This window comes from Geodermatophilus sp. CPCC 206100 (assembly GCF_048569675.1).
Lineage (GTDB): Bacteria > Actinomycetota > Actinomycetes > Mycobacteriales > Geodermatophilaceae > Geodermatophilus.
Window position 1 is genome coordinate 15467 of record NZ_JAQISV010000021.1, and the last position, 21744, is coordinate 37210.

The 21744-nt window shown below is 77.1% G+C and carries 21 protein-coding genes and 1 pseudogene; 12 read left to right on the forward strand and 10 right to left on the reverse strand.

Annotation, left to right across the window (positions count from 1 at the left end):
• Positions 1-41 precede the first annotated feature (41 nt).
• From PGN05_RS11805 to PGN05_RS11815, 3 genes are read right to left on the reverse strand one after another with little or no spacing between them, the layout of a single operon-like run.
• The gene (locus tag PGN05_RS11805; protein WP_419752736.1) at positions 42-3818 is read right to left on the reverse strand and encodes a DNA polymerase III subunit alpha; all 3777 of its coding nucleotides are present in this window, start codon (positions 3816-3818) and stop codon (positions 42-44) included.
• The gene (locus PGN05_RS11810) at positions 3818-4294 is read right to left on the reverse strand and encodes an SAV_6107 family HEPN domain-containing protein (RefSeq protein WP_419752737.1); all 477 of its coding nucleotides are present in this window, start codon (positions 4292-4294) and stop codon (positions 3818-3820) included. The genes PGN05_RS11805 and PGN05_RS11810 overlap by 1 nt, the downstream gene beginning before the upstream one ends.
• A complete protein-coding gene (locus PGN05_RS11815) occupies positions 4294-4620 on the reverse strand; it encodes a DUF6504 family protein (protein WP_419752738.1) in 327 nt (108 codons plus the stop codon). The genes PGN05_RS11810 and PGN05_RS11815 overlap by 1 nt, the downstream gene beginning before the upstream one ends.
• A gap of 224 nt (positions 4621-4844) precedes the next feature.
• Here PGN05_RS11815 and PGN05_RS11820 point away from each other — a divergent pair, with 224 nt between their 5' ends.
• From PGN05_RS11820 to PGN05_RS11845, 6 genes are read left to right on the forward strand one after another with little or no spacing between them, the layout of a single operon-like run.
• A complete protein-coding gene (locus PGN05_RS11820; protein ID WP_419752739.1) occupies positions 4845-5354 on the forward strand; it encodes a YbaK/EbsC family protein in 510 nt (169 codons plus the stop codon).
• Positions 5351-5938, forward strand: a complete 588-nt coding sequence (locus PGN05_RS11825; protein WP_419752740.1) for a GNAT family N-acetyltransferase — start codon at positions 5351-5353, stop codon at positions 5936-5938. Before PGN05_RS11820 ends, PGN05_RS11825 begins: the two co-directional genes overlap by 4 nt.
• Positions 5935-7578 (forward strand): phytoene desaturase family protein, encoded by a 1644-nt coding sequence (locus PGN05_RS11830; protein ID WP_419752741.1) that lies wholly within the window; start codon positions 5935-5937, stop codon positions 7576-7578. Before PGN05_RS11825 ends, PGN05_RS11830 begins: the two co-directional genes overlap by 4 nt.
• On the forward strand, positions 7575-8384 hold the full coding sequence (locus PGN05_RS11835; RefSeq protein WP_419752742.1) for a carotenoid biosynthesis protein: 810 nt from the start codon (positions 7575-7577) through the stop codon (positions 8382-8384). Before PGN05_RS11830 ends, PGN05_RS11835 begins: the two co-directional genes overlap by 4 nt.
• Positions 8381-9517 carry a glycosyltransferase gene (locus PGN05_RS11840; protein ID WP_419752743.1) on the forward strand — a complete coding sequence of 379 codons (1137 nt, stop codon included), beginning with the start codon at positions 8381-8383 and terminating at the stop codon, positions 9515-9517. Before PGN05_RS11835 ends, PGN05_RS11840 begins: the two co-directional genes overlap by 4 nt.
• On the forward strand, positions 9514-10164 hold the full coding sequence (locus PGN05_RS11845; RefSeq protein ID WP_419752744.1) for a flavin reductase family protein: 651 nt from the start codon (positions 9514-9516) through the stop codon (positions 10162-10164). The genes PGN05_RS11840 and PGN05_RS11845 overlap by 4 nt, the downstream gene beginning before the upstream one ends.
• Before the next feature lie 10 nt (positions 10165-10174).
• Here PGN05_RS11845 and PGN05_RS11850 read toward each other — a convergent pair whose 3' ends face one another.
• Both PGN05_RS11850 and PGN05_RS11855 read right to left on the reverse strand, forming a co-directional pair.
• Entirely contained in the window at positions 10175-11149 is a 975-nt protein-coding gene (locus tag PGN05_RS11850; protein ID WP_419752745.1) for a carbohydrate kinase family protein, read from the reverse strand.
• 118 nt (positions 11150-11267) lie between these two features.
• A complete protein-coding gene (locus PGN05_RS11855; RefSeq protein ID WP_419752746.1) occupies positions 11268-11924 on the reverse strand; it encodes a CDP-alcohol phosphatidyltransferase family protein in 657 nt (218 codons plus the stop codon).
• Between the two features lie 54 nt (positions 11925-11978).
• Here PGN05_RS11855 and PGN05_RS11860 point away from each other — a divergent pair, with 54 nt between their 5' ends.
• On the forward strand, positions 11979-12785 hold the full coding sequence (locus PGN05_RS11860; RefSeq protein WP_419752747.1) for a lipase family alpha/beta hydrolase: 807 nt from the start codon (positions 11979-11981) through the stop codon (positions 12783-12785).
• Between the two features lie 60 nt (positions 12786-12845).
• Here the strand turns inward: PGN05_RS11860 and PGN05_RS11865 are convergent, their stop codons facing one another.
• Genes PGN05_RS11865 through PGN05_RS11875 form a run of 3 tightly spaced genes read right to left on the reverse strand, consistent with a single transcriptional unit; the run spans position 12846 to position 15666 of the window.
• Positions 12846-13655 (reverse strand): ABC transporter permease, encoded by an 810-nt coding sequence (locus tag PGN05_RS11865; protein ID WP_419752748.1) that lies wholly within the window; start codon positions 13653-13655, stop codon positions 12846-12848.
• Positions 13652-14563: an ABC transporter ATP-binding protein gene (locus PGN05_RS11870; protein ID WP_419752749.1), complete on the reverse strand. Its 912-nt coding sequence runs from the start codon at positions 14561-14563 to the stop codon at positions 13652-13654. Before PGN05_RS11870 ends, PGN05_RS11865 begins: the two co-directional genes overlap by 4 nt.
• Complete coding sequence (locus tag PGN05_RS11875; protein WP_419752750.1) at positions 14560-15666, reverse strand: sigma-E factor regulatory protein RseB domain-containing protein; 1107 nt, start codon at positions 15664-15666, stop codon at positions 14560-14562. The genes PGN05_RS11870 and PGN05_RS11875 overlap by 4 nt, the downstream gene beginning before the upstream one ends.
• Positions 15667-15811: 145 nt before the next feature.
• On the opposite strand from PGN05_RS11875, the gene PGN05_RS11880 reads away from it, so the two are divergent.
• From PGN05_RS11880 to PGN05_RS11900, 5 genes are all read left to right on the forward strand, one after another.
• Positions 15812-16705 carry a hypothetical protein gene (locus PGN05_RS11880; RefSeq protein WP_419752751.1) on the forward strand — a complete coding sequence of 298 codons (894 nt, stop codon included), beginning with the start codon at positions 15812-15814 and terminating at the stop codon, positions 16703-16705.
• A gap of 114 nt (positions 16706-16819) precedes the next feature.
• Positions 16820-17554: a hypothetical protein gene (locus PGN05_RS11885; protein ID WP_419752752.1), complete on the forward strand. Its 735-nt coding sequence runs from the start codon at positions 16820-16822 to the stop codon at positions 17552-17554.
• Positions 17555-17616: 62 nt separating this feature from the next.
• Positions 17617-18744: a polyprenyl synthetase family protein gene (locus PGN05_RS11890; protein ID WP_419752753.1), complete on the forward strand. Its 1128-nt coding sequence runs from the start codon at positions 17617-17619 to the stop codon at positions 18742-18744.
• Positions 18744-20240, forward strand: coding sequence for a phytoene desaturase family protein (gene crtI / locus PGN05_RS11895; RefSeq protein ID WP_419752754.1), 1497 nt, complete (start codon positions 18744-18746; stop codon positions 20238-20240). Before PGN05_RS11890 ends, crtI begins: the two co-directional genes overlap by 1 nt.
• Positions 20237-21190, forward strand: a complete 954-nt coding sequence (locus PGN05_RS11900; protein ID WP_419752755.1) for a phytoene/squalene synthase family protein — start codon at positions 20237-20239, stop codon at positions 21188-21190. The genes crtI and PGN05_RS11900 overlap by 4 nt, the downstream gene beginning before the upstream one ends.
• Here PGN05_RS11900 and PGN05_RS11905 read toward each other — a convergent pair.
• Together PGN05_RS11905 and PGN05_RS11910 are read right to left on the reverse strand one after the other, a co-directional pair.
• A pseudogene (locus PGN05_RS11905) lies at positions 21187-21474 on the reverse strand (hypothetical protein); the annotation flags it as partial. The gene PGN05_RS11900 and the pseudogene PGN05_RS11905 overlap by 4 nt on opposite strands.
• Positions 21393-21737: a lycopene cyclase domain-containing protein gene (locus PGN05_RS11910; protein ID WP_419752756.1), complete on the reverse strand. Its 345-nt coding sequence runs from the start codon at positions 21735-21737 to the stop codon at positions 21393-21395. The gene PGN05_RS11910 and the pseudogene PGN05_RS11905, both read right to left, overlap by 82 nt.
• Between the last annotated feature and the right edge of the window lie 7 nt (positions 21738-21744).

Below are 21744 nucleotides of genomic sequence, written 5' to 3' on the forward strand. Positions count from 1 at the left end.
CGAGGGGTGGACCGCCGCCCGGCCCGGAACTCATCGCTCCCTCAGTGGCCGGAACTGCCGGGGCTGGAGTGCCACAGCTTGCGCGGCGCGGACGCGGCCCGGCGCGCGGCGGTGGCGGCGTCGTCCCCGGCCGGCTTGATGTCGGCGTAGGGCGACATCCGGAACCCGGTCGGGTGCACCAGCACCGGCTTGACCACCACCGGCCGGGAGCCGTGGGACGCCGCGGCCCCGCTGATCGCCGCCTCGGTGTACTCCCCCGGCCGGGCCATCTGCTCGGCGACCGCGGCCACCCCGCCGGTCTCCCACGCCTCGTGCAGCGCCGGCAGCTCCCACGCCCCGGTGGCCCGCAGCGAGACCCCGCGCGGCCCGGTGCGGCGCAGCACCCCGCGGATGACCAGCAGCCACGAGTGGAACACCGTCGCGGCGTAGGGCCCCTGCGCGTCCTCGAAGAAGGTGGAGTCGGTGCACCCGGTGCCGTCGTCGAGGGTCACGAACACCACCCGCCGGCCGGAGCGGATCGGCGGTGTCTGGGTCGCCACCTTGACCCCCGCGACCAGCACCTCGGCCCCGCTGCGGCTGCTCAGCAGCTCACCGGCCGGCACCGCGCCGATGGCGGCGAGGAACGGCCGGTAGAAGTCGACGACGTGCCGGCTGGCGTCCAGGCCGAGCACCTCCAGCTCGGCGCGGACCAGCTCGGCGTCGGTGAACTCGGGCAGGCCACTGCCCTCGGCCCAGCTGGGCCCGGTCTCCTCCGGATCCTCCCCGGGCAGCTCCAGGCCCATGAGGTCGAGGCTGAGCTGGCCGTCGGAGCTCGCCTTCGCCCCGCTGCGCCGCCACCGGTCCAACTCGCCGATCTCCAGCAGGAGGTCACGCCGGGTGACCTGGCGGCGGCTGCGGGTGGGCCGGCCGGCCTCCCGGTCGCGCACCCCGAAGCCGTAGAGGGAGTCGAAGCCCCCGGCGAGCACCAGCCGCTCCACCACCGGCCGGGACACCGACGTCCGGTGCCAGAAGTCGGTCAGCGACCGGTAGGGCTGCCCGGCGACGACCCGGGCCACCTCCTCCTCCGAGATGCCCTTGACGTCGCCCAGCGACAGCCGGATGCCGTAGCGGGACGGGTCGGGCATCGCGACCGGCATCCACTCCGGCCGCCGCCACCCGCTCTCCGCGGTCTCCGCGGACGCCTCGCCGGGGTCGGGCAGCCGCTCGAGGCGGTAGACGCCGGTCGAGGCGTTGACGTCCAGGCCGAGCACCCGGACGCCGAAGTTCCGGGCGTCGTCGAGGATCAGCCGCTTCGGGTACATGCCGGGGTCGTGGGTGAGCACGCCGGCGAGGAAGGCCGCGGGGTGGTGCGTCTTGAGCCACGCCGACTGGTAGGTGGGCAGCGCGAACGCCGCGGCGTGGGCCTTGCAGAAGCCGAACGAGCCGAAGGCGACCAGCACCTCCCACACCTGCTCGGCCACCTCCGGTGGATAGCCTCCGGCCAGCGCCCGCGGCACGAACCAGGCGCGGACCTCCGGGTGGGCGTCCTTCTCCCCCAGCGCCCGGCGCACCTCGTCGGCCTCGGCCAGGGTGCAGCCGGTCATCCGGGACACGATCTGCAGCACCTGCTCGTGGAAGACCACCACCCCGGCGGTCTCCTCCAGGCAGAACTCCAGGTCGGGGTGCGGGTAGACGGTCTCCCGCCAGCCGTTCCGGGCCATGAGGAACGGGGTGACCATGTCGCTCTTCACCGGCCCCGGCCGGAACAGCGAGATGTCGATGACGATGTCCTCGAAGGTCTGCGGCCCGAACTTGCCGACCAGCTCCCGCTGCCCCGGCGACTCGATCTGGAACATCCCCAGGGTGCGGGTGCTGCGGATCAGCTCGAACGTCGTCGGGTCGTCGCGCGGAACGGCGTCGATGTCGACGACCTCCCCGTCGACCCGGGCCACCTCGTCGAGGGCGTGCGCGATCGCCGACTGCATCCGGATGCCGAGCAGGTCGAGCTTGAGCAGCCCGAGCTCCTCGACGTCGTCCTTGTCGAACTGGCTCATCGGGTAGCCGAGGTAGCTGTTCTCCACCGGGGTGCGGTCGAGCAGCGTGGCGTCGGAGAGCAGCACCCCGCACGGGTGCAGGGCGATGTGCCGGGGCAGGCCGTCGAGCCGGGCGACGAGGTCGAACAGCAGGTCCAGGTCACCACTACCGCCGGTCCGTCTCGACCCCAGCCGGCTGGCCCGCAGCTCCGGGAGGTCCTTGAGCGCGGCGTGCACCTGGTTGGCCCGGATGTGCGGGAACGCCTTGGCGACCGCGTCGATCTCCGCCGGGGGCAGCCCGAGCGCGGCGCCGACGTCGCGGATGGCGTGCCGCACCCGGTAGGTGTCCATCATCGAGATGCAGCTGACCCGGTGGGCGCCGAAGCGGTCGAGGACGGCGTCGTAGACCTCCATCCGGCGGGCGGACTCCACGTCGATGTCGATGTCGGGCAGCTGGTGGCGCAGCGGGGAGAGGAACCGCTCCATCAGCAGCCCGTAGCGGATCGGGTCGACGTCGGAGATGCCGAGCAGGTAGGTGACCAGGCTGCCCGCGCCCGAGCCCCGCGCCGCGGCACGGACCCGCGAGCTCTTGATGAGGTCGACCACGTCGGCGACGGTGAGGAAGTAGGAGGGGTAGCCGAGGGCCTCGATGACCCCCAGCTCCTCCTCCAGCCGCACCCGGACCCGCTCGGTCAGCTGCATCCCGCGCCGGCCCAGCCCGGCCTCGCAGCGGGCACGGAGCACCTGCGCGGGGCTCATCCCCTGCTCGGCCGGGGTGGTGACCACGTCGAGCTCCGGATGGCGCACGGTGCCGATGCCGAGGTCGCCCCGGACGTCGACGGCGCACTGCTCGGCCAGCCGGGCGGTGCGCTCCAGCAGCCGCAGCACCGCGTCGCGGTCGGGACCCAGGAGGTCCTCGGCCACCTCGGCCATCTCCTTGCCGGACTTCAGGTAGCCCTCGGCGGTGCGCCGGTCGACGTGCCGGGCGTCGAGGGGCACCAGCCGCCGCGCGGCGTCGAGGACGTCGGCGGTGGGCGCGTCCAGGGCGTCGACGTAGCGGACCGCGTTGGTCAGCACGACCGGGACCCCCTCGGCTGCGGCGAAGCGCAGCAGCGCCTGCGCCCGGGAGCGGTCCCCCCGGCCGCGGTGGTGCACCACCTCGAGCACCAGCGAGCCGGGGCCGAAGACCGCTCGCCAGGCGGCCAGCCGGGCCGAGGCCACGTCGGCCCGCCCGGCGGCCAGCGCGCGGCCCACCGGGGAGCCCGGGCCCAGCAGGGCGACCAGGCCGGGCGCGTGCTCGGCGGCCAGCGCCAGCGAGCCCACCGGCTCCCCGCGCGTACCGCGCAGGTGGGTGGCGCTGGTGAGCCGGCACAGCGACCGCCAGCCGGCCCCGTCCCGGGCGAGGAAGGTGACCCGGGGCAGCCGGGGGTCGACGCTGGCCCCGCCGCGGGCCGGCGCCCGGCGGCCGGACCCGATCCGGCCCGGGTGGCCGGCCGGCGCGTCCGGCCGGCGGGTCCGGCTCAGCTCCGCGTCGTGCCCGCCCCCGAGCACCGGGGCCAGGGCCGGGGGGATCGTGCTGTCCACCGTCGGCAGCACCGCCAGGTCCACCCCGAACAGCGGCCGCACGTCGGCCGCCCGGCAGGCGAGGGCGAACTTCACCGCGCCGTAGAGCCCGTCGCGGTCGGTGAGCGCCAGCGCCCGCATGCCGAGCTCGGCCGCCCGGGTGACCAGGTCGGCCGGGTGGTTGGCCCCGTACTGCATGGAGTAGCCCGAGGCGACGTGGAGGTGGACGAAGGGGTCGGCCATCACCGCCGGTGCTCGGAGCCGCCGACCACCCGCGGGCGCGCCCGCGGTGACTCGGGCACCGGGGTGCTGCCCAGCGTGCTCTCGACCACGGCGAGGAAGGCCCGGACGTCGCGGACGAGGTCGTCGGCCTCCCGCTCGGTGACCGCCCGGGAGAGCCCGGCCTCGGCGGCGGCGCGCTTGGCGGCGCCGGCGGCGAAGAAGGTGGCCCACTCCCCCAGCTCCGGCGCGACCTGCCCGAGCAGCACCCAGGCGCTGCGCGGGCGCCGGCGGCCGGACTCCGGCCGGGTGCGGGCGGCCAGCACCGCCGCGGCGGCCCGCAGCGCGCCCAGGTGGGCGGTGGCGTACCGCTGCCGCGCGTCGGTGCTCGCCGCCGCCTCGGCCAGCGCCCGGGTGGCCTGGTCGAGCAGCTGGGTGGCCGCCGGGGGCAGCGGCGGGGGCAGGGGCAACTGGTCGGCCATGACGTGGACGGCGCCCATCAGTCGTGCACCCGCACGAGCGACCACCGGTTGGCGGTCGACTCCCAGCTGAGGTCGAAGACACCGGCGAAGCTCATCCGCGACCGCCCGGCGCGCACCGCCTCCACCCGCCACACCTCCCGGGTGGAGACCAGGTCGGCCGAGGCGCCCCCGGCGACCTCGGGACCGCGCTGCCACCACAGCGCGGTCTCCACCCAGGAGTCGAGGAGCTCGCCGACGACGTACCGCGACTGCCCTCGCCAGAACTGTGCCGGCCCGAGCGGCCCCCGCTCGACCTGCACCTCCTCGCCGACCCGACCGCCGACCCCACCCAGCACCCGGCTCATGACAGACTCCCCACCGCTCCGCGCCACCCGGCCGGCCCCGGCCCACCGCACCGGGTGGGGAAGGACCCGGGTGCGGCGGGAGACCGGCACGTCGTTCGAACGCGTGTTCGAACGGCGTCAGTAGACCCGACCCCACCGACATCGTCAAGCGGGCCGCGCGGACGAGGGCACGGAGCGGGCCGCGGACCCCAGCGCCCGACCCGGCCCGATGGGAGGATCCAGGCATGAGCCGCCCCGAGCACCCGCGGGTTGCCGCCGTCGCAGACCTGCTCGACGAGGCCGGCGCGGCCGGAGAGGTGCTCGAGCTGCCCGCCGGCGCCCGCACCGCCGCGGCGGCCGCGGCGCAGCTCGGCGTCCCCGTGGGCGCGATCGCCAACAGCCTGGTGTTCGACGCCGGCGGGGCGCCCCTGCTGGTGCTCGCCAGCGGCGCCCACCGGGTCGACGTCGACCGGGTCGGCGCGCTGCTCGGCGTCCCCCCGCCGGTGCCCGGCACCCCCGACTTCGTCCGGCGGCACACCGGCCAGCCCATCGGCGGGGTGGCCCCGATCGGCCACCCCGAGCCGATCGGCACCCTCGTCGACGTCGAGCTGGCCCGCTACGAGCGGGTCTGGGCCGCGGCCGGCCACCCGCACGCGGTCTTCCCGACCACCTACGACGAGCTGCTGCGCCTCACCGACGGCACCCCCGCCGAGGTGGGCACCGGCCCGAGCGCCATGAGCGAGGTCGCCCCGTGACCGGTACGACACCCGCCGCGCGCGTCACCGAGCTCCCCACCCCGTGGCTGCGCGACCACATGCACGAGGCGCTGGCCATCTACGGCGCGGCCATGGGTTACTCGCCGTCGGTCGTCGCCGGCCGGTACGGCTACGCCGTCCAGCACACCGAGCGCGCCGGGTTCCGGGCGGTGGGCGCGTTCGTCCAGACCCCGGAGGGCGACGCCCTGGTCGGCTTCGGCTACGGCTACCTCGTCGCCGCCGGCCAGTGGTGGCACGACCAGGTGCGCGCCGCGCTGGACCGGCGGACGGCCAAGCGCTGGCTCCCCGGCGCGTTCGAGGTCTGCGAGCTGCACGTGCACCCCGACCACCAGAGCCGCGGGGTCGGCCGGCAGCTGCTGCACGCGCTGGTCGAGGGCCTGCCGTACCCGGCGGCGCTGCTGTCGACCCCGGACAACGACACCAAGGCCTTCCGCCTGTACCACGCCGACGGCTTCGTCGACCTGGCCCGCAACCACCACTTCCCCGGTGACTCGCGGCCCTTCGCGATCCTCGGCGCCCGCCTGCCGCTGCGGCCGCCGGCACCGCGGTCCGAGGACGCGTGAGGGAGGGCGACACCTCCGTCGACGCCGTCGTCGTCGGGGCCGGGCACAACGGGCTGGTCGCAGCCTGCTACCTGGCCCGCGCCGGGCTGCGCGTGGAGGTCGTCGAGCGCGACGAGGTGCTGGGCGGGGCGGTCTCCACGGTCGAGCGGTGGCCCGGCGTCCGCGTCGACCGCGGCTCCAGCGCGCACGTCGTCGTCCGGCACAGCGGCGTCGTGGAGGAGCTGGCGCTGGCCGACCACGGCCTGCGCTACGTCGACTGCGACCCGTGGGGGTTCGCGCCCGCGCCGTCCCCCGGCGACCCCGGCCCCGACGGGCGGCCGCTGGTCTTCTCCGTCGACCTCGACGCCACCTGCGCCTCGATCGAGGCCGCCTGCGGCCCGGCCGACGCCGCGGCCTACCGGAGCTTCGTCGAGGTGTGGGGGCCCCGCAGCCGGGCCGTGGTCGCCGCGTTCGGCCGGCGCCCGACCGCCGCCGGGCTGCTCCGGTCGTTCTGGCCGCTCGGCGCCCCCGCGGAGGGCCGCCCCCGCACCCCCGGTGGCGACCTCGCCGTCGACTTCCTCGGCTCCGGCGACGCGCTGCTGGACCGCTGGTTCACCAGCGAGCGGCTCAAGGCCGCCCTGGCCTGGTTCGGGGCGCAGTCCGGCCCGCCGGTGTCCGAGCCCGGCACGGCGGCGATGGTCGCGTGGGCGGCGCTGCTGCACGACGTCCCGCCCGGGCACCCGGTGGGCGGCTCCGGCGGGCTGACCGCGGCGCTGCGCCGCCGGCTGGAGGCCGACGGCGGGCGGGTGGTCCTGGGGGACGCCGCGGCGCGGCTGCTGGTGGACGACGGCCGCGTCACCGGCGTCGAGACGGCGTCCGGACGGCGGGTGACGGCGCCGGTCGTGGTCGCCGCCTGCCACGTGCTGGCCACCCGGGACCTGGCCGGCGAGCACGCCCCGCCCGCGCTGGCCGGAGCCGCTCCGCCGGTGGGCAACGGCTTCGGCCTCGTGGTCCGGGCGCTCACCGACGCCCCGCCCGCCTACCCGGGCGTCCCCGCGGAGCTGGCACTGGGCGGCCTGCAGCTGCTGTGCACCGACCGGGCGCAGCTGGCCGCCGCGCACGGCGACTGGCGGGCCGGCCGGCTGCCGCGCGACCCGGTGCCGCTGGCGATGTGCTTCTCGGCCAGCGACGACACCCTCGCCCCGCCCGGGCAGCACGTGGTCACGCTGTGGGGCCAGTGGTACCCGTACGCGACCGCCGACGGCGCCGACTGGGACGCCCTCGCCGACGCCGAGGCCGCGCGGCTGGTCGCCGCCGTCGACCGGTACGCGCCCGGGTTCGCCCGATCGGTACAGCGGCTGTACGTCCAGACGCCCCTGTCGCTGGAACGGGAACTGTCCCTGCCGCGTGGCAACGTCATGCACGTGGAGATGGGCCTGGCCAGCATGTTCGCGCTGCGGCCCACCCCCGCGCTGTCCGGCTACCGGGTCCCGGAGCTGCCCGGCCTCTACCTCGCCGGCGCCTCCACCCACCCCGGCGGCGGGGTGTCGGGCAACTCCGGTCGGACGGCGGCGCGCGTCGTCCTGTCCGACCGCGGGGCGCCCGCGCGCCTGCGGGCCGCCGCGGGCCGGGCCGCCGGACGGCTGCGGGGACGCCGGTGACCGGCCCGGCCGGGGTGCGGGCGACCGCCCCCGCCGTGCTGCTCCCGTGGGCGCTGGCCGCACTGCTCGTCCTGACCGCGATCAGCTATCCGCTCACCACCGGCTCCGCCCGCACCATGGTGAGCTGGGCCATCGTGCTGATCGGCGCCGCGCTCTCGGTCGGGCACGCGGCGGTCAGCCGGGGCGCGGCCACGGGCGCCGTCGTCCTGCTGGTCACGGCCGCCACCTCGGTCGTCTTCGAGGCGGTCGGGCTGGCCACCGGCTTCCCCTACGGCTCCTACACCTACAGCGACGACCTGGGCCCCACGCTGCTGGGCGTGCCGTTCCTCGTGCCGCTGGCCTGGCTGATGATGGCCTGGCCGAGCTGGCTGCTGGCCCGCCGCCTGACCCGGGACGTGCGCACCGCCCGCCGGCCGGCCCGCGTCGCCGTCGCCGCGGCCGTCTTCGCCGCGTGGGACGTCGTGCTGGACCCGCAGATGGTGCAGGCCGGGTACTGGACCTGGGCGCACCCCCGGCCCTCGCTGCCCGGCATCGACACCGTGCCGCTGACCAACCTGGCCGGCTGGCTGCTGGCCGGGCTGGTGCTGATGAGCCTGCTCGACGTCCTGGTCGACCGCACCGCCGCGCGGCCGCCGCGCGCCGGCGACGGCGCCCCGCTGCTGGCGCTGGGCTGGATGACCCTCGGCGGCGCCCTGGCCCACGCCGGCTGGCTGGACCTGCCCGGGTCCGCGGTGTGGGGGGTCGTGCTCGCCGTCCCGGTGCTGGTGGCGCTGGCGGTGCAGGCCCGCCGGGCACCCGCACGGTGAGCGGCCGGGCGGTCGGCGCCCTCGCCGCGGTGGCGGTCGCGGGGGCGGTGCACGCGGCGCTGAACGTCGCCCTGCTGCGGCGCCCGCCGGAGCGCCCGCCGCCGGTGCGCCGTCCGGTCACCGTGGTGCTGCCGGTCCGCGACGAGGAGGCGCAGGTCGGCGGGTGCCTGACCGCGGTCCTGGCCCAGGAGGGCGTGCCCGACCTGCGGGTGGTCGTGGTCGACGACGGCTCGACCGACGGCACGGCGGCCGTGGTCCGGGCGGTCCGCGACCCGCGTGTGCGGCTGGTGACCGCGGACCGGCCGCCGGCGGGCTGGCTGGGCAAGCCGCACGCCTGCGCGGCGGGTGTCGCGGCCGCCGGCGGGGACGACGGCGTGCTGGTCTTCGTGGACGCCGACGTCCGGCTGTTCCCCGACGCCGTCGCGGGTGCGGTGGCCGTCCTCGAGTCCGCCGGCCTCGACCTGGTGTCCCCGTGGCCGCGGCCGCTGACCGGCACCCTGGCCGAACGGGTGGTGCAGCCGCTGGGCCCGTGGCTGTGGGTGACCACGCTGCCGGTGCGCCTGGCCGAGCGTTCGCCGCGGCCGTCGCTGACCGCCGCCAACGGCCAGTTCCTCGTGGTCACCCGCGCCGCCTACGACGCCGCCGGCGGGCACGCCGCGGTGCGCGGGGAGGTCATCGAGGACGTGGCGCTGGCCCGGGCGGTGAAGCGGGCCGGCGGCCGGGCGGTGCCGGTCGACGGTTCGCGGCTGGCCGCCTGCCGGATGTACGACGGGTGGCCGGCGCTGCGGGCGGGCTACGCGAAGTCGCTCTGGGCGTCGGTCGGGGGCTCGCCGGCCGCGGGGGTCGCGGTCGCGGCCGGGCTGACCGCGGTCTGGGTGTTCCCGGCCCTCGCGGCGCTGGGTGGCTCGCGCGCCGGGCTGGCCGGGTACGCGGCGGGCGTCGCGAGCCGGGCGATCTCCGCCGCGGCCACGGGCAGCCGGGTCTGGCCGGACTCCCTGGCGCACCCGCTGTCGGTGCTGCTGTTCGACGTCCTGCTCGGGACCTCCCTCGCCGGCCGGCGGCGCGGCACGCTCACCTGGCGCGGCCGTCCGGTCGGCGGGGTGGCCGCACCCCGGGAGACGATGGCCGGGTGACCGACCCGAGCCCGCGCGTGCAGTTCGACCCGGCGGCCATGGACGGCGCGGCGTTCTACCGGGTGCTCAACTCGGTGGTCGTGCCCCGCCCCATCGCCTGGGTGTGCAGCCGCTCGGCCGAGGGCGTGGTCAACCTGGCGCCGCACTCCTTCTACACGGTGGCCTGCGTCGAGCCGCCCGTCGTCCAGTTCACCTCGGTCGGCCGCAAGGACTCGCTGCGCAACGTGGAGGCGACCGGCGAGTTCACCGTCAGCCTCACGCCCGAGTGGCTGTTCGAGCAGGTCAACGCCACCGGAACCGACTTCCCGCCCGGGGTGAGCGAGGCCGAGGAGTGCGGCGTGACGCTCGAGCCCAGCGAGCGGGTCGGCGTCCCCCGGGTCGCCGGCTCCCCCGTGGCCGTCGAGTGCACGCTGCACGCCACCCTGCGGCTGGGCGACAGCACGGTCGTCCTCGGCCGGGTCCAGCTGGTCAGCGTGTGGGAGAGCGCGGTGCGCGACGGCCGGCCGCGGATCGAGCAGCTGCAGCCGCTGGCCCGGCTCGGCGGCAACGAGTGGTCGACCCTCGGGGAGGTCAGGGAGATCAAGCGGATCTCCTACCGCCGCTGGGCCGGGGACCCGGCGATCGGCGAGGGGGTCCGCGGCGACTGACCCGGCCGGATCAGGGCAGGTGCGGGGCGACCTCGTCGGCCGCGTCCGCGCCGAACGCGGCGGCGAACCGCTCGAGGAACGGCTGCCGGTGCAGCTCGTACTCCTGGGTGCCGATGACCTCGACCGCCTCGGTGGCCACCGCCGACCCCAACTGGGTGGCCCGCTCGAGGCCCAGCCCCCACGTGCGCCCGGCGATGAAGCCGGCCCGCAGCGCGTCCCCGCCGCCGGTCGGCTCCACCGGCTTGGTCTCCGGAACGGCGATCACCGAGATCGGCTCGGCGTCGGCCTGCCGGACCAGCACGCCGTCCGCCGCCCGCGTGGTGACCCACACGCCGACGCGGTGGAGCACCTGCTCGGCGGTCCACCCGGTCTTCTGCAGCAGCAGCGCACCCTCGTACTCGTTGGTGAACAGCACGTCGGCGCCGTCGACCAGGTCGCGGATCATCTCGCCGTCGGCCCAGGCCAGCTGCTGGCTCGGGTCGGCGGCGAACCGGTAGCCGCGGTCCCGGCACTCCTGGGTGTGGCGCACCATCGCCTTCGGGTCGTTGGGGCCGACCACGACCAGGTCGGGGTCGCCGACCCGCCGGGCGACGGGCGCGAGCTCGATGGAGGCGGCCTCGCTCATGGCCCCCGAGTAGAACGACGCGATCTGGTTGTTGGCCGCGTCGGTGGTGCAGACGAACCGGGCGGTGTGCTTGAGCTCGGACCAGTGCACGCTGCCGGTGTCGACCCCGTGCCGGCCGAGCCACGCCTCGTAGTCGGCGAAGTCGCTGCCGACGGCCCCGACGAGCACCGGGCCCAGCCCGAGCAGGCCCAGGCCGTAGGCCATGTTGGCGCCCGCGCCGCCGCGGTGCTGGACCAGGTCGTCGACGAGGAAGGACAGCGAGACGTTCTCCATCTGCCCCTCGACGAACTGCTCGGTGAACTTCCCCGGGAAGGTCATGAGGTGGTCGGTGGCGATGGATCCGGTGACGACGACGGGCACGGAGCGCTCCCTCGGTACGGCGGTGGGCGGGACGTCCGGCGCGGGGCGCGCCCGGTGAACGGCGGGTGGCGGGCACCGCACACCTTAGGAGCAGCCGGGCGGCCACGCCGCACGGACGTCAGCCGGCCAGCGCCCGGCGCAGCGCCGTCCCGAGCTGCGCGACCCCGACGACGCCGAGCAGGCAGCCCACCGCGGTGCCGCAGGTCACGACCGCGGCGACGACGTCCAGGCCCGAGAGGACGCCGGCCCCGCCGAGGGTGAACCCGGTCATCGCCACCCGCGTCGGCCGCTCCCAGACCGACACCGCGCCGGTCTCGGTGACGCCGGCCTGCCCGGCGCGGGCGCGCAGGTAGTCGGGCAGCCAGCACAGCGCGCCGAAGGCCGCGGCCAGCCAGCCCGGTGCACCGGCGACCCACAGCGCGGCGGCGAAGGCGGCCTCGCTGAGCCGGTCCACCGCCGAGTCGAGCACGAACCCGCGGCGCGAGGCCCGGCCGGTGGCGATGGCCAACGCCCCGTCCAGGGAGTCCAGGACCGCCGAGACCCCGACGAGGACGCCGGCGGCCACCAGCCACGGGCCGCCGAGCCAGGCCGGCCAGACGGCGAGCACGGCGACGGCCAGCCCGAGCGCGGTGGCCGCGAGCGGCGGCACGCCGGCCAGCGGCCGGGCGAGGGCGTAGGCGCCGGACAGCCAGCCGCGAACCAGCCGGCTGCCGGTGGCGTCGGCTCCGCCGTGCCACGCCGACCACGCGGCCAGGTACTCCTCGCGGCTCAACACCCCCGCAGTCCACCAGGCGCGGCGGCGGGCGGCACCGACAGGGACAGTGGAGGGGTGCTCGCCGGCCTCTCCCCCGCCCGCCGCCGCCTGGTGATCGGCCTGCTGGTCGTCACCGTCGCCGCCGTCCTGGTGCTCGGCGCGGTGCTGCTGGCCGGCCGGCCGACCGGAGCCGCCGGGGAGTCCGTGGACCGGCCGGAGCCCGGCCCGGTCCTGCTGGTACCGGGCTACGGCGGGTCGGTCGCGTCGCTGCGCCCCCTGGCCGACCGGCTGACCGCCGAGGGGCGGGACGCCACGGTCGTCGAGCTGCCCGGGAACGGCACCGGCGACCTCGAGGCCTCCGCCGACGTCCTGGCCAAGGCCGCCGCGGCGGCGCGGGAGCGGACCGGCGCCGGCAGCGTCGACGTCGTCGGCTACTCGGCCGGCGGGGTGGTCGCCCGGCTGTGGGTCGCCGACGGCGGTGCCGACGTCGCCCGCCGGGTGGTGACCCTCGGCTCGCCGCACCACGGGACCTCGCTGGCCGACCTGGCCGGCACCGTGGCCCCCGACCAGTGCCCGGAGGCCTGCCGGCAGATGACCACGGGCAGCCCGCTGCTCGCCGCCCTCAATGCGGGCGACGAGACCCCCGAAGGCCCCGACTGGGTGTCGATCTGGACGACGCAGGACCAGACGGTGACCCCGCCGGAGTCCGCCCGCCTCGACGGTGCGCTCGACCTGCCGGTCCAGTCGGTCTGCGCGGGCGCCCGCGTGGGGCACGGCGACCTCCCGCGCGACCCGCTGGTCCAGGCGATGGTCGTCGCCGAGCTCGCCGCCGGGGACCCGGTCCCGCTCGGCCCGGCCGACTGCGCGCGCCTGGGCGGCTGAGAGAGGACCCCCTGCCCCCCACCCCTCTCGGGCTCGCGGCGGGACCCTGTAGGGGGTCCTTCACGAGGTGACGTCCTTGGTGGTGAAGTTCGCCCAGGCCGCGGCGAGCAGCACGCCGACGTACACGCCCTGCAGGGCCAGCCCGCGGGTGAGGTCGCGCCACAGGACCGGGTCGCGGAACAGGTCGACGAACGCCAGCCAGTACCGGGTCGGCAGGTACGGCGCGATCGGCGAGGCGGCGTCCAGGGTGAACAGCAGCGAGGACGCGACGAGCACGGCGAGCGCGCCCAGGGCGGCGGCCAGCGGCGAGTCCGTGAAGGTCGAGAAGAACAGCCCGAACGCCGCGACGCCGAGCATGGAGACCGTCACGTAGCCGATCGCCAGGAGCGTCCGGACGACGAGCTCCTCCTGGGTGAGGGAGGTGCCCGAGACCGAGGTCCCCGCGACCGGCTGCGCGTCGAACAGCGTCGTCCCGACCAGGTAGCCGACCGCGGCGACCACCAGGACGGTCACCAGCACGAAGGCGACCACCGCGACCAGCTTGGCCACGAGCAGGCGGGTCCGGCCGGCCGGGCGGGCCAGGAGGTAGCGCAGCGTCCCGGCCTGCGCCTCCCCGGCCACCGAGTCGCCGGCCACCACCGCGACGGCGATCGGGAGGAACAGCGGCAGCACGATCGCCAGCGCCGCCAGCGGGAACAGCGACCCGTTGGTGAGGACGGCGGACAGGAACGGCGGGCCCTCCCCCGGCCGCGGCGCGAGGTCGGTGAGCTGCAGCAGCACCGCGACCAGCACCGGCAGCGCGTTGAGCACGGCGATGGTCACCCAGGTCCGCGGCCGGCGGAACAGCTTGCGCAGCTCGACCCCGATCACCGCGGGGCCTCCACCCGGTCGGGGCTGGTGCCGGCCGCGGCCAGCACCACCTCCTCCAGCGTGGGCCGCTGCAGCGCCAGCCCGATGACCGGCACCCCCGCGGCGACCAGCAGCGCGTTGACCTCGGCCGGGTCCGCCCCGCGCACGACGACCCGCGTGCCGTCGACGGAGAGCACCCGGCCGTCCAGCACCGCCTGCGCCTGCTCGGCGGCGGGCGTGGCGACGACCGTCGCGCCCGTGGGCGCGGTCAGCCTCGCCAGGTCGTCCTGCAGGACGAGGCGCCCGCGGTCGAGCACGCCGACCCGGCTGCACAGCTGCTCGACCTCGGCCAGCAGGTGGCTGGAGAGGAACACCGTCGTCCCGCCCCGGTGCAGCTCGAGGAGCAGCTCGCGGATCTCGGTGATGCCCTGGGGGTCCAGCCCGTTGGTCGGCTCGTCGAGGACCAGGAGCTCCGGGCGCCGCAGCAGCGCCGCGGCCAGGCCCAGCCGCTGGCGCATGCCGAGGGAGTAGGCCCGCACCGGACGGCGGCCGACCCCGGCCAGGCCGACCTGCTCGAGCACCTCGTCGATCCGCCGCCCGCGGGTGCGCCGCGGTCCGCCGGGCCCGGCGGCGTCGATGAGCGCGAGGTTCGCCCGGCCCGACAGGTGGCCGTGGTGGGCCGGCCCCTCGACGAGCGCACCCACGCGCGGCAGCACCCGCCGGGCGGCGCGCGGCATCCGCTCGCCCAGGAGCTCCACCTCGCCGCTGGTGGGCAGCACCAGCCCCAGCAGCATCCGCACCGTCGTCGTCTTCCCCGACCCGTTGGCGCCGAGGAAGCCGTAGACGTCCCCGGCGCGGACGTCGAGGTCGATGCCGTCCACGGCCCGCAGCCGCCCGTACCGCTTGACCAGTTCCCGGGTCCGGATCACGGCGCGGCCCCCGGCAGGGCGGCGGCGGCCGCCGCCAGTGCGTCGAGGGTCACCGTGCCGGTCAGGACGTAGGCCCCGCCGCGGGGCACGTCGACGACCATCAGGCCCAGCGGCCCGGCCGAGAGCCGGACCCCGAGGTCGTCGGTGACGGCCTCCGGGCTGCTCCGCATGGCGGCCCGCAGGCCGCCGGCCAGCCGCGGCGGCACGGAGGCGACCGCGAGCAGCGTGACCCCGCGGCCGTACGCCCAGACCGCCGCCGGCACACCCTCGAGCGGGCGCCGGCCCAGCCCGGCCAGCTCGAGGGGCAGCGGCAGCCGCCCGGCCCGGCGCCCGGCCTCGGCCACCAGGTCGGCGGTGTCCGGTGCCGCACCCACGAACGCCTCCGGCGGCGGGGTGAAGGCCACCACCGACGCCGCGGGGACGGCGAGGTCCAGGTCGAGGAAGCGGGTGTCCAGCGCGGGCGTGCGGGCGCCCTCGGCGACGACCTGCACCTGCAGCGGCAGCCCGGTGGCCCGGTCCACCCAGACGTCGACGCGGTCCACCGACGCCGCCTCCTCGGCCGGCTCCAGCCGGAGGCCGAGCGCGTCGCGGCCGGCCACCCGGCGCGCCCCGATCCGGGTCAGCTCCTCGTCGGCGGCCTCGGAGAGCAGCCGCCGCCCGAGGGGCGCGGGCAGCAGGTCGGGCGGCGCCGGCAGGGCGAGGGACGCCGGCTCGCCGCGGGCGGCGGTCAACGTCTCGAAGTCCCACGTCCAGGTGCCGCCCGGATCGCGGTGCACCCCGGTCTCCCCGGCCGCGGTCACCACGTCGACCCGGTGCTCGTCGGGCCCCCGCCACCACACCCGCATCGTCGTCCGGTCGCTGAGCAGGTCGGCGACGCGGGTGAGCCGGTCGGTGACCGGGAGGCTGAGCCCGCCGGCCGAGACCGCGTACCCGGAGTGGCCGACGCTCCCGCTGGCGAGGGCCGCGTCGCGCAGCCGGGCGGCGGGCACGTCGGCGTCCTCGGCCGGCAGCGCGGCCACGACCGCGGGCAGCCCGACCAGCACACCGACCAGCGCCCCGACGACCGCCCAGCGCCGGACCGCCCCGTGCGCCCACGCGGTCATGCCGCCCAAGTTACGTCCCGCTGGGGTCCCCTTGCGCCCGGAGGACCGGCGCGGCCCGGGCCTCCCGGCCCCGCCCCCTGGGACGATGGCGTCGACGGGTGCGGAACGGCCGGGGGGACCCGGTCGCGGCGGGAGGACCGAGGACATGCCGGACGCCGGGGCGCTGTGGCCGACGCGCTACCTGACCGGCGGCCAGCTCGTGGTGCTCCGGACCCCGCGGACCCCGCAGCCGCCCGGGGTCCCGGCGCCGGGCTGGGTGCAGCTCCGGGACGCCGCGGTGCGCCAGGACTGGCTGGACCGGATCGGCCAGGAGTGGCTGCGGCTGCCGCCGATCCAGCAGCTCGTCCTCGCCGCCCTCCTCTTCTTCCTCACCTTCGGGATCGGGCTGCTGGTGCCGCTGGCCGGGGTCGCCGTCCACCGCGCGCGCCGGGAGCGCAGGCCGATGGTGGCGCCGGCCGCGCCGCTGTCGCTCTCGCCCGAGGCGTCACTGGGCGCGTGGGACACCACCGAGGCGCGGGTCGCGGCCGCGGCCGGCCGGGCGTGGGCGGAGACGGTGCGCGAGCCGGCGTGGCACTCGCCGTTCCTCGCGCGCAGCCGGGCGGCCTTCGACGGGCAGGCCGAGGTCGACCAGATCGTCGACCTGGCGCTGCGGATCCGGCAGGCCCGGGTGTCCCTCGGCGTCCGCCCGGCCGGCGCGGCGGCGGAGTACTGGGACCGCCAGCTGGCCGCCCTCGAGACCGCCGCCCGCCAGCTCGGCCGCCGCGCCGACGCCCTCATCCGCTACCGCGACCAGGCGGCGCTGCTGTCGGCCGAGCTGCGCACGCTCGGCGACCTGGAGCGCCTGGAGCGCACCGCGGCCGAGATCGACGGGCTGACCATCGAGACCTCCGCCGCGCTCCCCCGCGGGGACGGTGGGATCGGGACGGTCGCCGACGAGATCGCCGGCGTCCGGATGGCGATGACCGAGCTGGTCGACCTGATGACCCGCACGCGGGCGCCGCTGGCCGAGCCGCCGGACTCCGTCCGGTACGGGTCCTGACCGACGCTCGTGCTCTGCCCCCACTGGTGGGCAGAGCACGAGCATCCGGGTACGAACACCCGGAGAGACCCGCCGCACGCATGGGCCCGCCCCCTCTGCGGGTAGGCCCCGGCCATGGCCCCTCCCATGAGCGACGCGGTCGTCGTCGACGTCCTCCGTCGGGTCGACCGGCTCACCGCTCCGCTGATCCGGCGCCTGGGCCGGCCACCGGCGCTGCCGCAGGCCGAGCGCGACCAGTGGTGGGCCCACCGGGCCTCCCGGTTCGCCGCCGGGGTGAGCGCCGCCCCGCGGTTCGCCGGCAAGCTCGCCGACCTGCTGCCGCTGCAGAACACCGTCGGCGCGGCGGTGCAGGCCCTCGTCGTCGGCGGCGTCGCCAGCGAGCACGGGGTCGAGGCACCCGCCGAGCGCGTCGCCCTGCTGGCCCGGGTGCTGCTGGGCCGGGAGCTGTCCGCGGACCGGGTCGAGCCGCTGCTGCAGCGCGCCCGGGGCACCTACGCCGACGAGGCGTTCGGCGCCCGTGAGCAGCGCGCCGGGTTCCGCGGCAACGCGCGCATCCTCTGGCGCGTGGCCCGGCTGCTCAGCCGCATCGACGAGACCCTCGACGCCCGCCCGAAGGGCAAGCTGCGGCACCGGTTCCTGTCCAACATCCCGGTGGTGGGTGTCCTCGGGGGGTACGCCGCGGAGCGGGAGGCGCTGCGCCGGGCGGCGGCCGCGACCGCCGCCGCGCTCGGCCCGGTCGCGATCGGCCGGCCGACATCGACGTCCCCGGGCCTGCATCCACCGGTCGCGGTCCGGGCGAAGGAGGAGCGGCGAGTGCTCCGTTCCGACGCTGGAGGCTGGTGGCGTTGACCCTGACCGCGGAACCCCGGCTTGCGGGGGCCCCCCACACCGACCCGGGCGATACTTGGGCGATGACCGCCGGGGCGCAGCAGCGCCAGACCTCCGTGCTTCCCCCGGCGCCACCGCTCTCCGTCGCCGAGCTGGACCGGGTCCGGGCCGCGGTCGCGGCGGCGCTGGCCGGCTTCCTCGACGTCCAGCGCGACACCCTGGGCGCCATGGACGACGCCCTGCTGCCGGTCGTCGACGAGGTGCGCGCGCTGGCCGACGGCGGCAAGCGGCTGCGCCCGCTGTTCGCCTACTGGGGGTGGCGCGGGGTGTGCCCCGAGGGCCCGCGCGAGGACGACGCGGCGGTGCTGCGCGCCGTGGCCGCGCTGGAGTTCGTGCACGCCAGCGCGCTGGTCCACGACGACGTCATGGACGGCGCCCTCACCCGCCGCGGCCGCCCGGCCACGCACGTCGGGTTCGCCACCCGGCACGGGGACGGCCGGCTGGCCGGGGACGGCGAGACGTTCGGCGTGGGCGCGGCGATCCTCGTCGGCGACCTCGCGCTGGTGTGGTCCGACGAGCTGCTGCGCCGCTCGGGCCTGTCGCCCGCCGCGCTCAACCGGGCCCGCGGCGTCTGGGACACCATGCGCACCGAGGTGACCGCCGGCCAGTACCTGGACCTGCTGCGCGCCGCCGGCGGCCTGCCGGGGCCGCAGGGCGCGCTGACCGTGGCCCGGTACAAGAGCGCCGGGTACACGGTGCAGCGGCCGCTGCAGCTCGGGGCGGCCATCGCCGGGGCGGGCCCGGAGGCCATCGACGCCTACACCGCCGTGGGCCTCCCCCTCGGAGAGGCGTTCCAGCTGCGCGACGACGTGCTCGGGGTGTTCGGGGACCCGGCGGTGACCGGCAAGTCCGCCGACGACGACCTGCGCGAGGGCAAGCAGACGCTGCTCATCGCCCTCACCGAGGAGGCCACGGACGCCGCCGGCCGCCGCCTGCTCGCCGAGCACCTGGGCAACCCGGACGCCGCCGCCGACGACCTGGACGCCCTGCGCGCGCTCATCGAGGGGACCGGCGCGCGGTCCCGCGTCGAGGAGCGGATCGCCGAGCGCACGCACCTGGCGCGCACCGCCATCGCGCAGGCACCGATCGCCGACGACGCGCGGGCCGCCCTCGACGCGCTGGCCGTCGCCGCCACCTCCCGCACCGCCTGATGGTGCGCACCGTCCCCGGGCGCACCGACCGCGTGGTCGTCGTCGGCGCGGGCCTGGCCGGGCTGTCGGCCGCCCTGCGGCTGCGCGGCGCCGGCCGCGAGGTCACCGTCGTCGAGCGCGGCCCCGGCCCCGGTGGGCGCGCCGGCCGGATCGAGGAGCGCGGCTACGCCCTCGACACCGGGCCCTCGGTGTTCACCGCCCCGGAGCTGGTCGCCGACACCCTCGCCGCGGTCGGCGAGAAGCTGGAGGACCGGCTGCCCCTGGTGCGGCTGGACACCACCTACCGGGCGCAGTTCGCCGACGGCTCGCACCTCGACGTGCACGCCGACCCGGACGCGTTCGCCGCCGAGGTCGCGGCCCTGTGCGGTCCGGCCGAGGCGCTCGCCCTGCGCCGCTACCTGGCCGACCTGGCCGAGCTGTACCGGCTACAGCTGGACACCTTCATCGACCGCAACCTCGACACCCCGCTGGACCTGCTCGGCCCCGAGCTCCTCACGCTGGTGCGCCGCGGCGGGTTCGGGCGGCTGTCCCGGCACGTCGGGCGGGCCTTCACCGACGACCGGCTGCGCCGGCTGTTCAGCTTCCAGGCCCTGTACGCCGGGGTCAGCCCGCAGCGGGCGATCGCCGCCTACGCCGTCATCGCCCAGCTCGACATCGGCGCCGGGGTCTGGCACCCGGTGGGCGGGATCGCCGCCGTGCCGCGGGCCCTGGCCGCCGCGGCCGCCGACGCGGGGGTGGCGTTCCGGTACGGCACCGGTGTCACGGGGCTGGAGACGTCCGGTCGCCGCACCACCGGCGTGCTCTTGGACGACGGCGAGCGGCTGCCCACCGACGCGGTCGTGGTCACCGTCGACGCCCCCGAGCGGCTGGTGCCCGGGCTGACCCGCCGGCGCCGCCCGGTGTACTCGCCCTCCTGCGTCGCCCTGCACGTGGGCGTGCGCGCCGAGCTGCCCGGCCAGGCGCACCACACGATCAGCTTCGGCGCCTCCTGGGCGGAGGTGTTCCGCGAGCTCACCCGCGACGGGCGGCCGATGACCGACCCGAGCCTGCTGGTCAGCATGCCCTCGCGCACCGACCGCAGCCTGGCCCCCGACGGCGGGCAGGTGCTCAGCATCGTGGCGCCCACGCCCAACCTGGACCGGCGCAGCGGCGGCAACCCCGACCTCGACTGGGCGGAGCTGGGTCCCCGCTACCGCGACGAGGTGCTGGCGGTGCTCGAGGCCCGCGGCTGGACCGGGCTGTCCGGCGCGATCGAGGTGGAGCACGTGGACACCCCGCTGACCTGGGCGGCGCAGGGCATGGCGGCCGGCACGCCGTTCGCGCTGGCCCACACCTTCGGCCAGACGGGGCCCTTCCGGATGCCCACCCTGCCGCGCCGCGGCCCGGAGAACGTCGTCCTGGCCGGGTCGTCGGTGCAGCCGGGCGTGGGGGTGCCGATGGTCGTCATCAGCGGCCGGCTCGCCGCCGAGCGGATCACCGGGCCGGTGCCGCGGTGACGGCGCTGGACCGTCCGCTCACCCTGGCCGAGCGGCAGGCCCGGCTGGACGCCGCCTACCGGCACTGCGCGGCGATCGCGGCCGAGCACGGCAAGAGCTACCACCTGGCCACCCGGCTGCTCACCCCCGACCGGCGCCCCGCCGTCCACGCCCTCTACGCGGCCGCGCGCACCGCCGACGACCTGGTCGACCACCCCGGCGCGGACCCGGCCGGCGACCTCGCCGACTGGTCCCGCGCGGTGCTGGCGGAGCTGGAGGGCGGCTGGTCCGACGATCCGGTGCGCCTGGCGCTGGTGCACACCTACCGCCGGTACCGGATCCCGGTCGAGCACCTGGTCGACTTCCTCGCCGCGATGACCAGCGACCTGGAGGTCACCGGCTACGCCGACATGACCGCCCTCGACCGCTACATGTGGGGCTCCGCGTCGGTGATCGGGCTGCAGGTGCTGCCGGTCCTGGGCACGGCGCCCGGCGTGACCCGCGAGGAGGCCGCGCCGCACGCGATCGCCCTGGGTGAGGCGTTCCAGCTGACCAACTTCCTGCGCGACGTCGCCGAGGACGTCGACCGCGGCCGGGTCTACCTGCCCGCCGACCTGATGGCCGCGCACGGGGTGACCCGCGAGCAGCTGGCCGAGCGGCGGCACGACGCCCGGTTCGCCGCGCTCATGCGGGAGATGGTCGCGATCGTCCGGCGCCGCTACGACGACGCCGCCCCGGGGACGCCGATGCTGGCGCCGGAGTCCCGCGACTGCGTGCGGGCGGCCACCGACCTCTACGGCGGCATCCTCACCGAGATCGAGCGGGCCGACTACCGGGTGCTCGACCGCCGGGTGCGGGTGTCCAGGCCGCGCCGCCTGGCGGTGTTCGCCCGCCGGTTGACCGCCGCCCAGCTGGCCAGGGTCAGGGTGACCATCGCGAAGCCGAACAGCAGGTCCTCCACCGGGGCGTAGGCGATCCGCGGGCCCCAGATGGCCTCCGGGTCGTAGGTCACCACCCCCAGGCCGGTGAGCACGCCGTTCATCAGCAGCTGGAAGGTGATCACGATCGCGTAGGCGACCCAGAAGACCCGCCGGGTCACCATCCGGGTCCGGTAGACGGCCAGGTCGACGACGAGGACGGCGACCACCGCGACGACGGCCAGGGTCGAGTAGCTCACCGCTCGGCCTCCTGGGCGGGGTACCCCGCGTCCCACCCCGTCACGCGCCGCACCGCCTCCAGGGCGAGCACCGAGCACAGCGGGACGACGAGGAAGAACAGCACCTCCTCGACCGGGATGCCGCCGGGCAGCCGGACGCCGAGGGTGAGCTCGCCGGAGTAGTCCCAGTGGCCCTGCGCGATCGCGTAGAGCACCCACGCGACGAACACCACGAACTCCGGCACCACCGCCACCAACAGCCGCCGCCAGCGGGCGTAGACCCGCACCCGCAGCACCAGCTCCAGGGGCGCGGTGACGACCAGGCACCCGGCCAGGAGTGCCAGGTACGTCAGGTGCCCCACGCGCGCG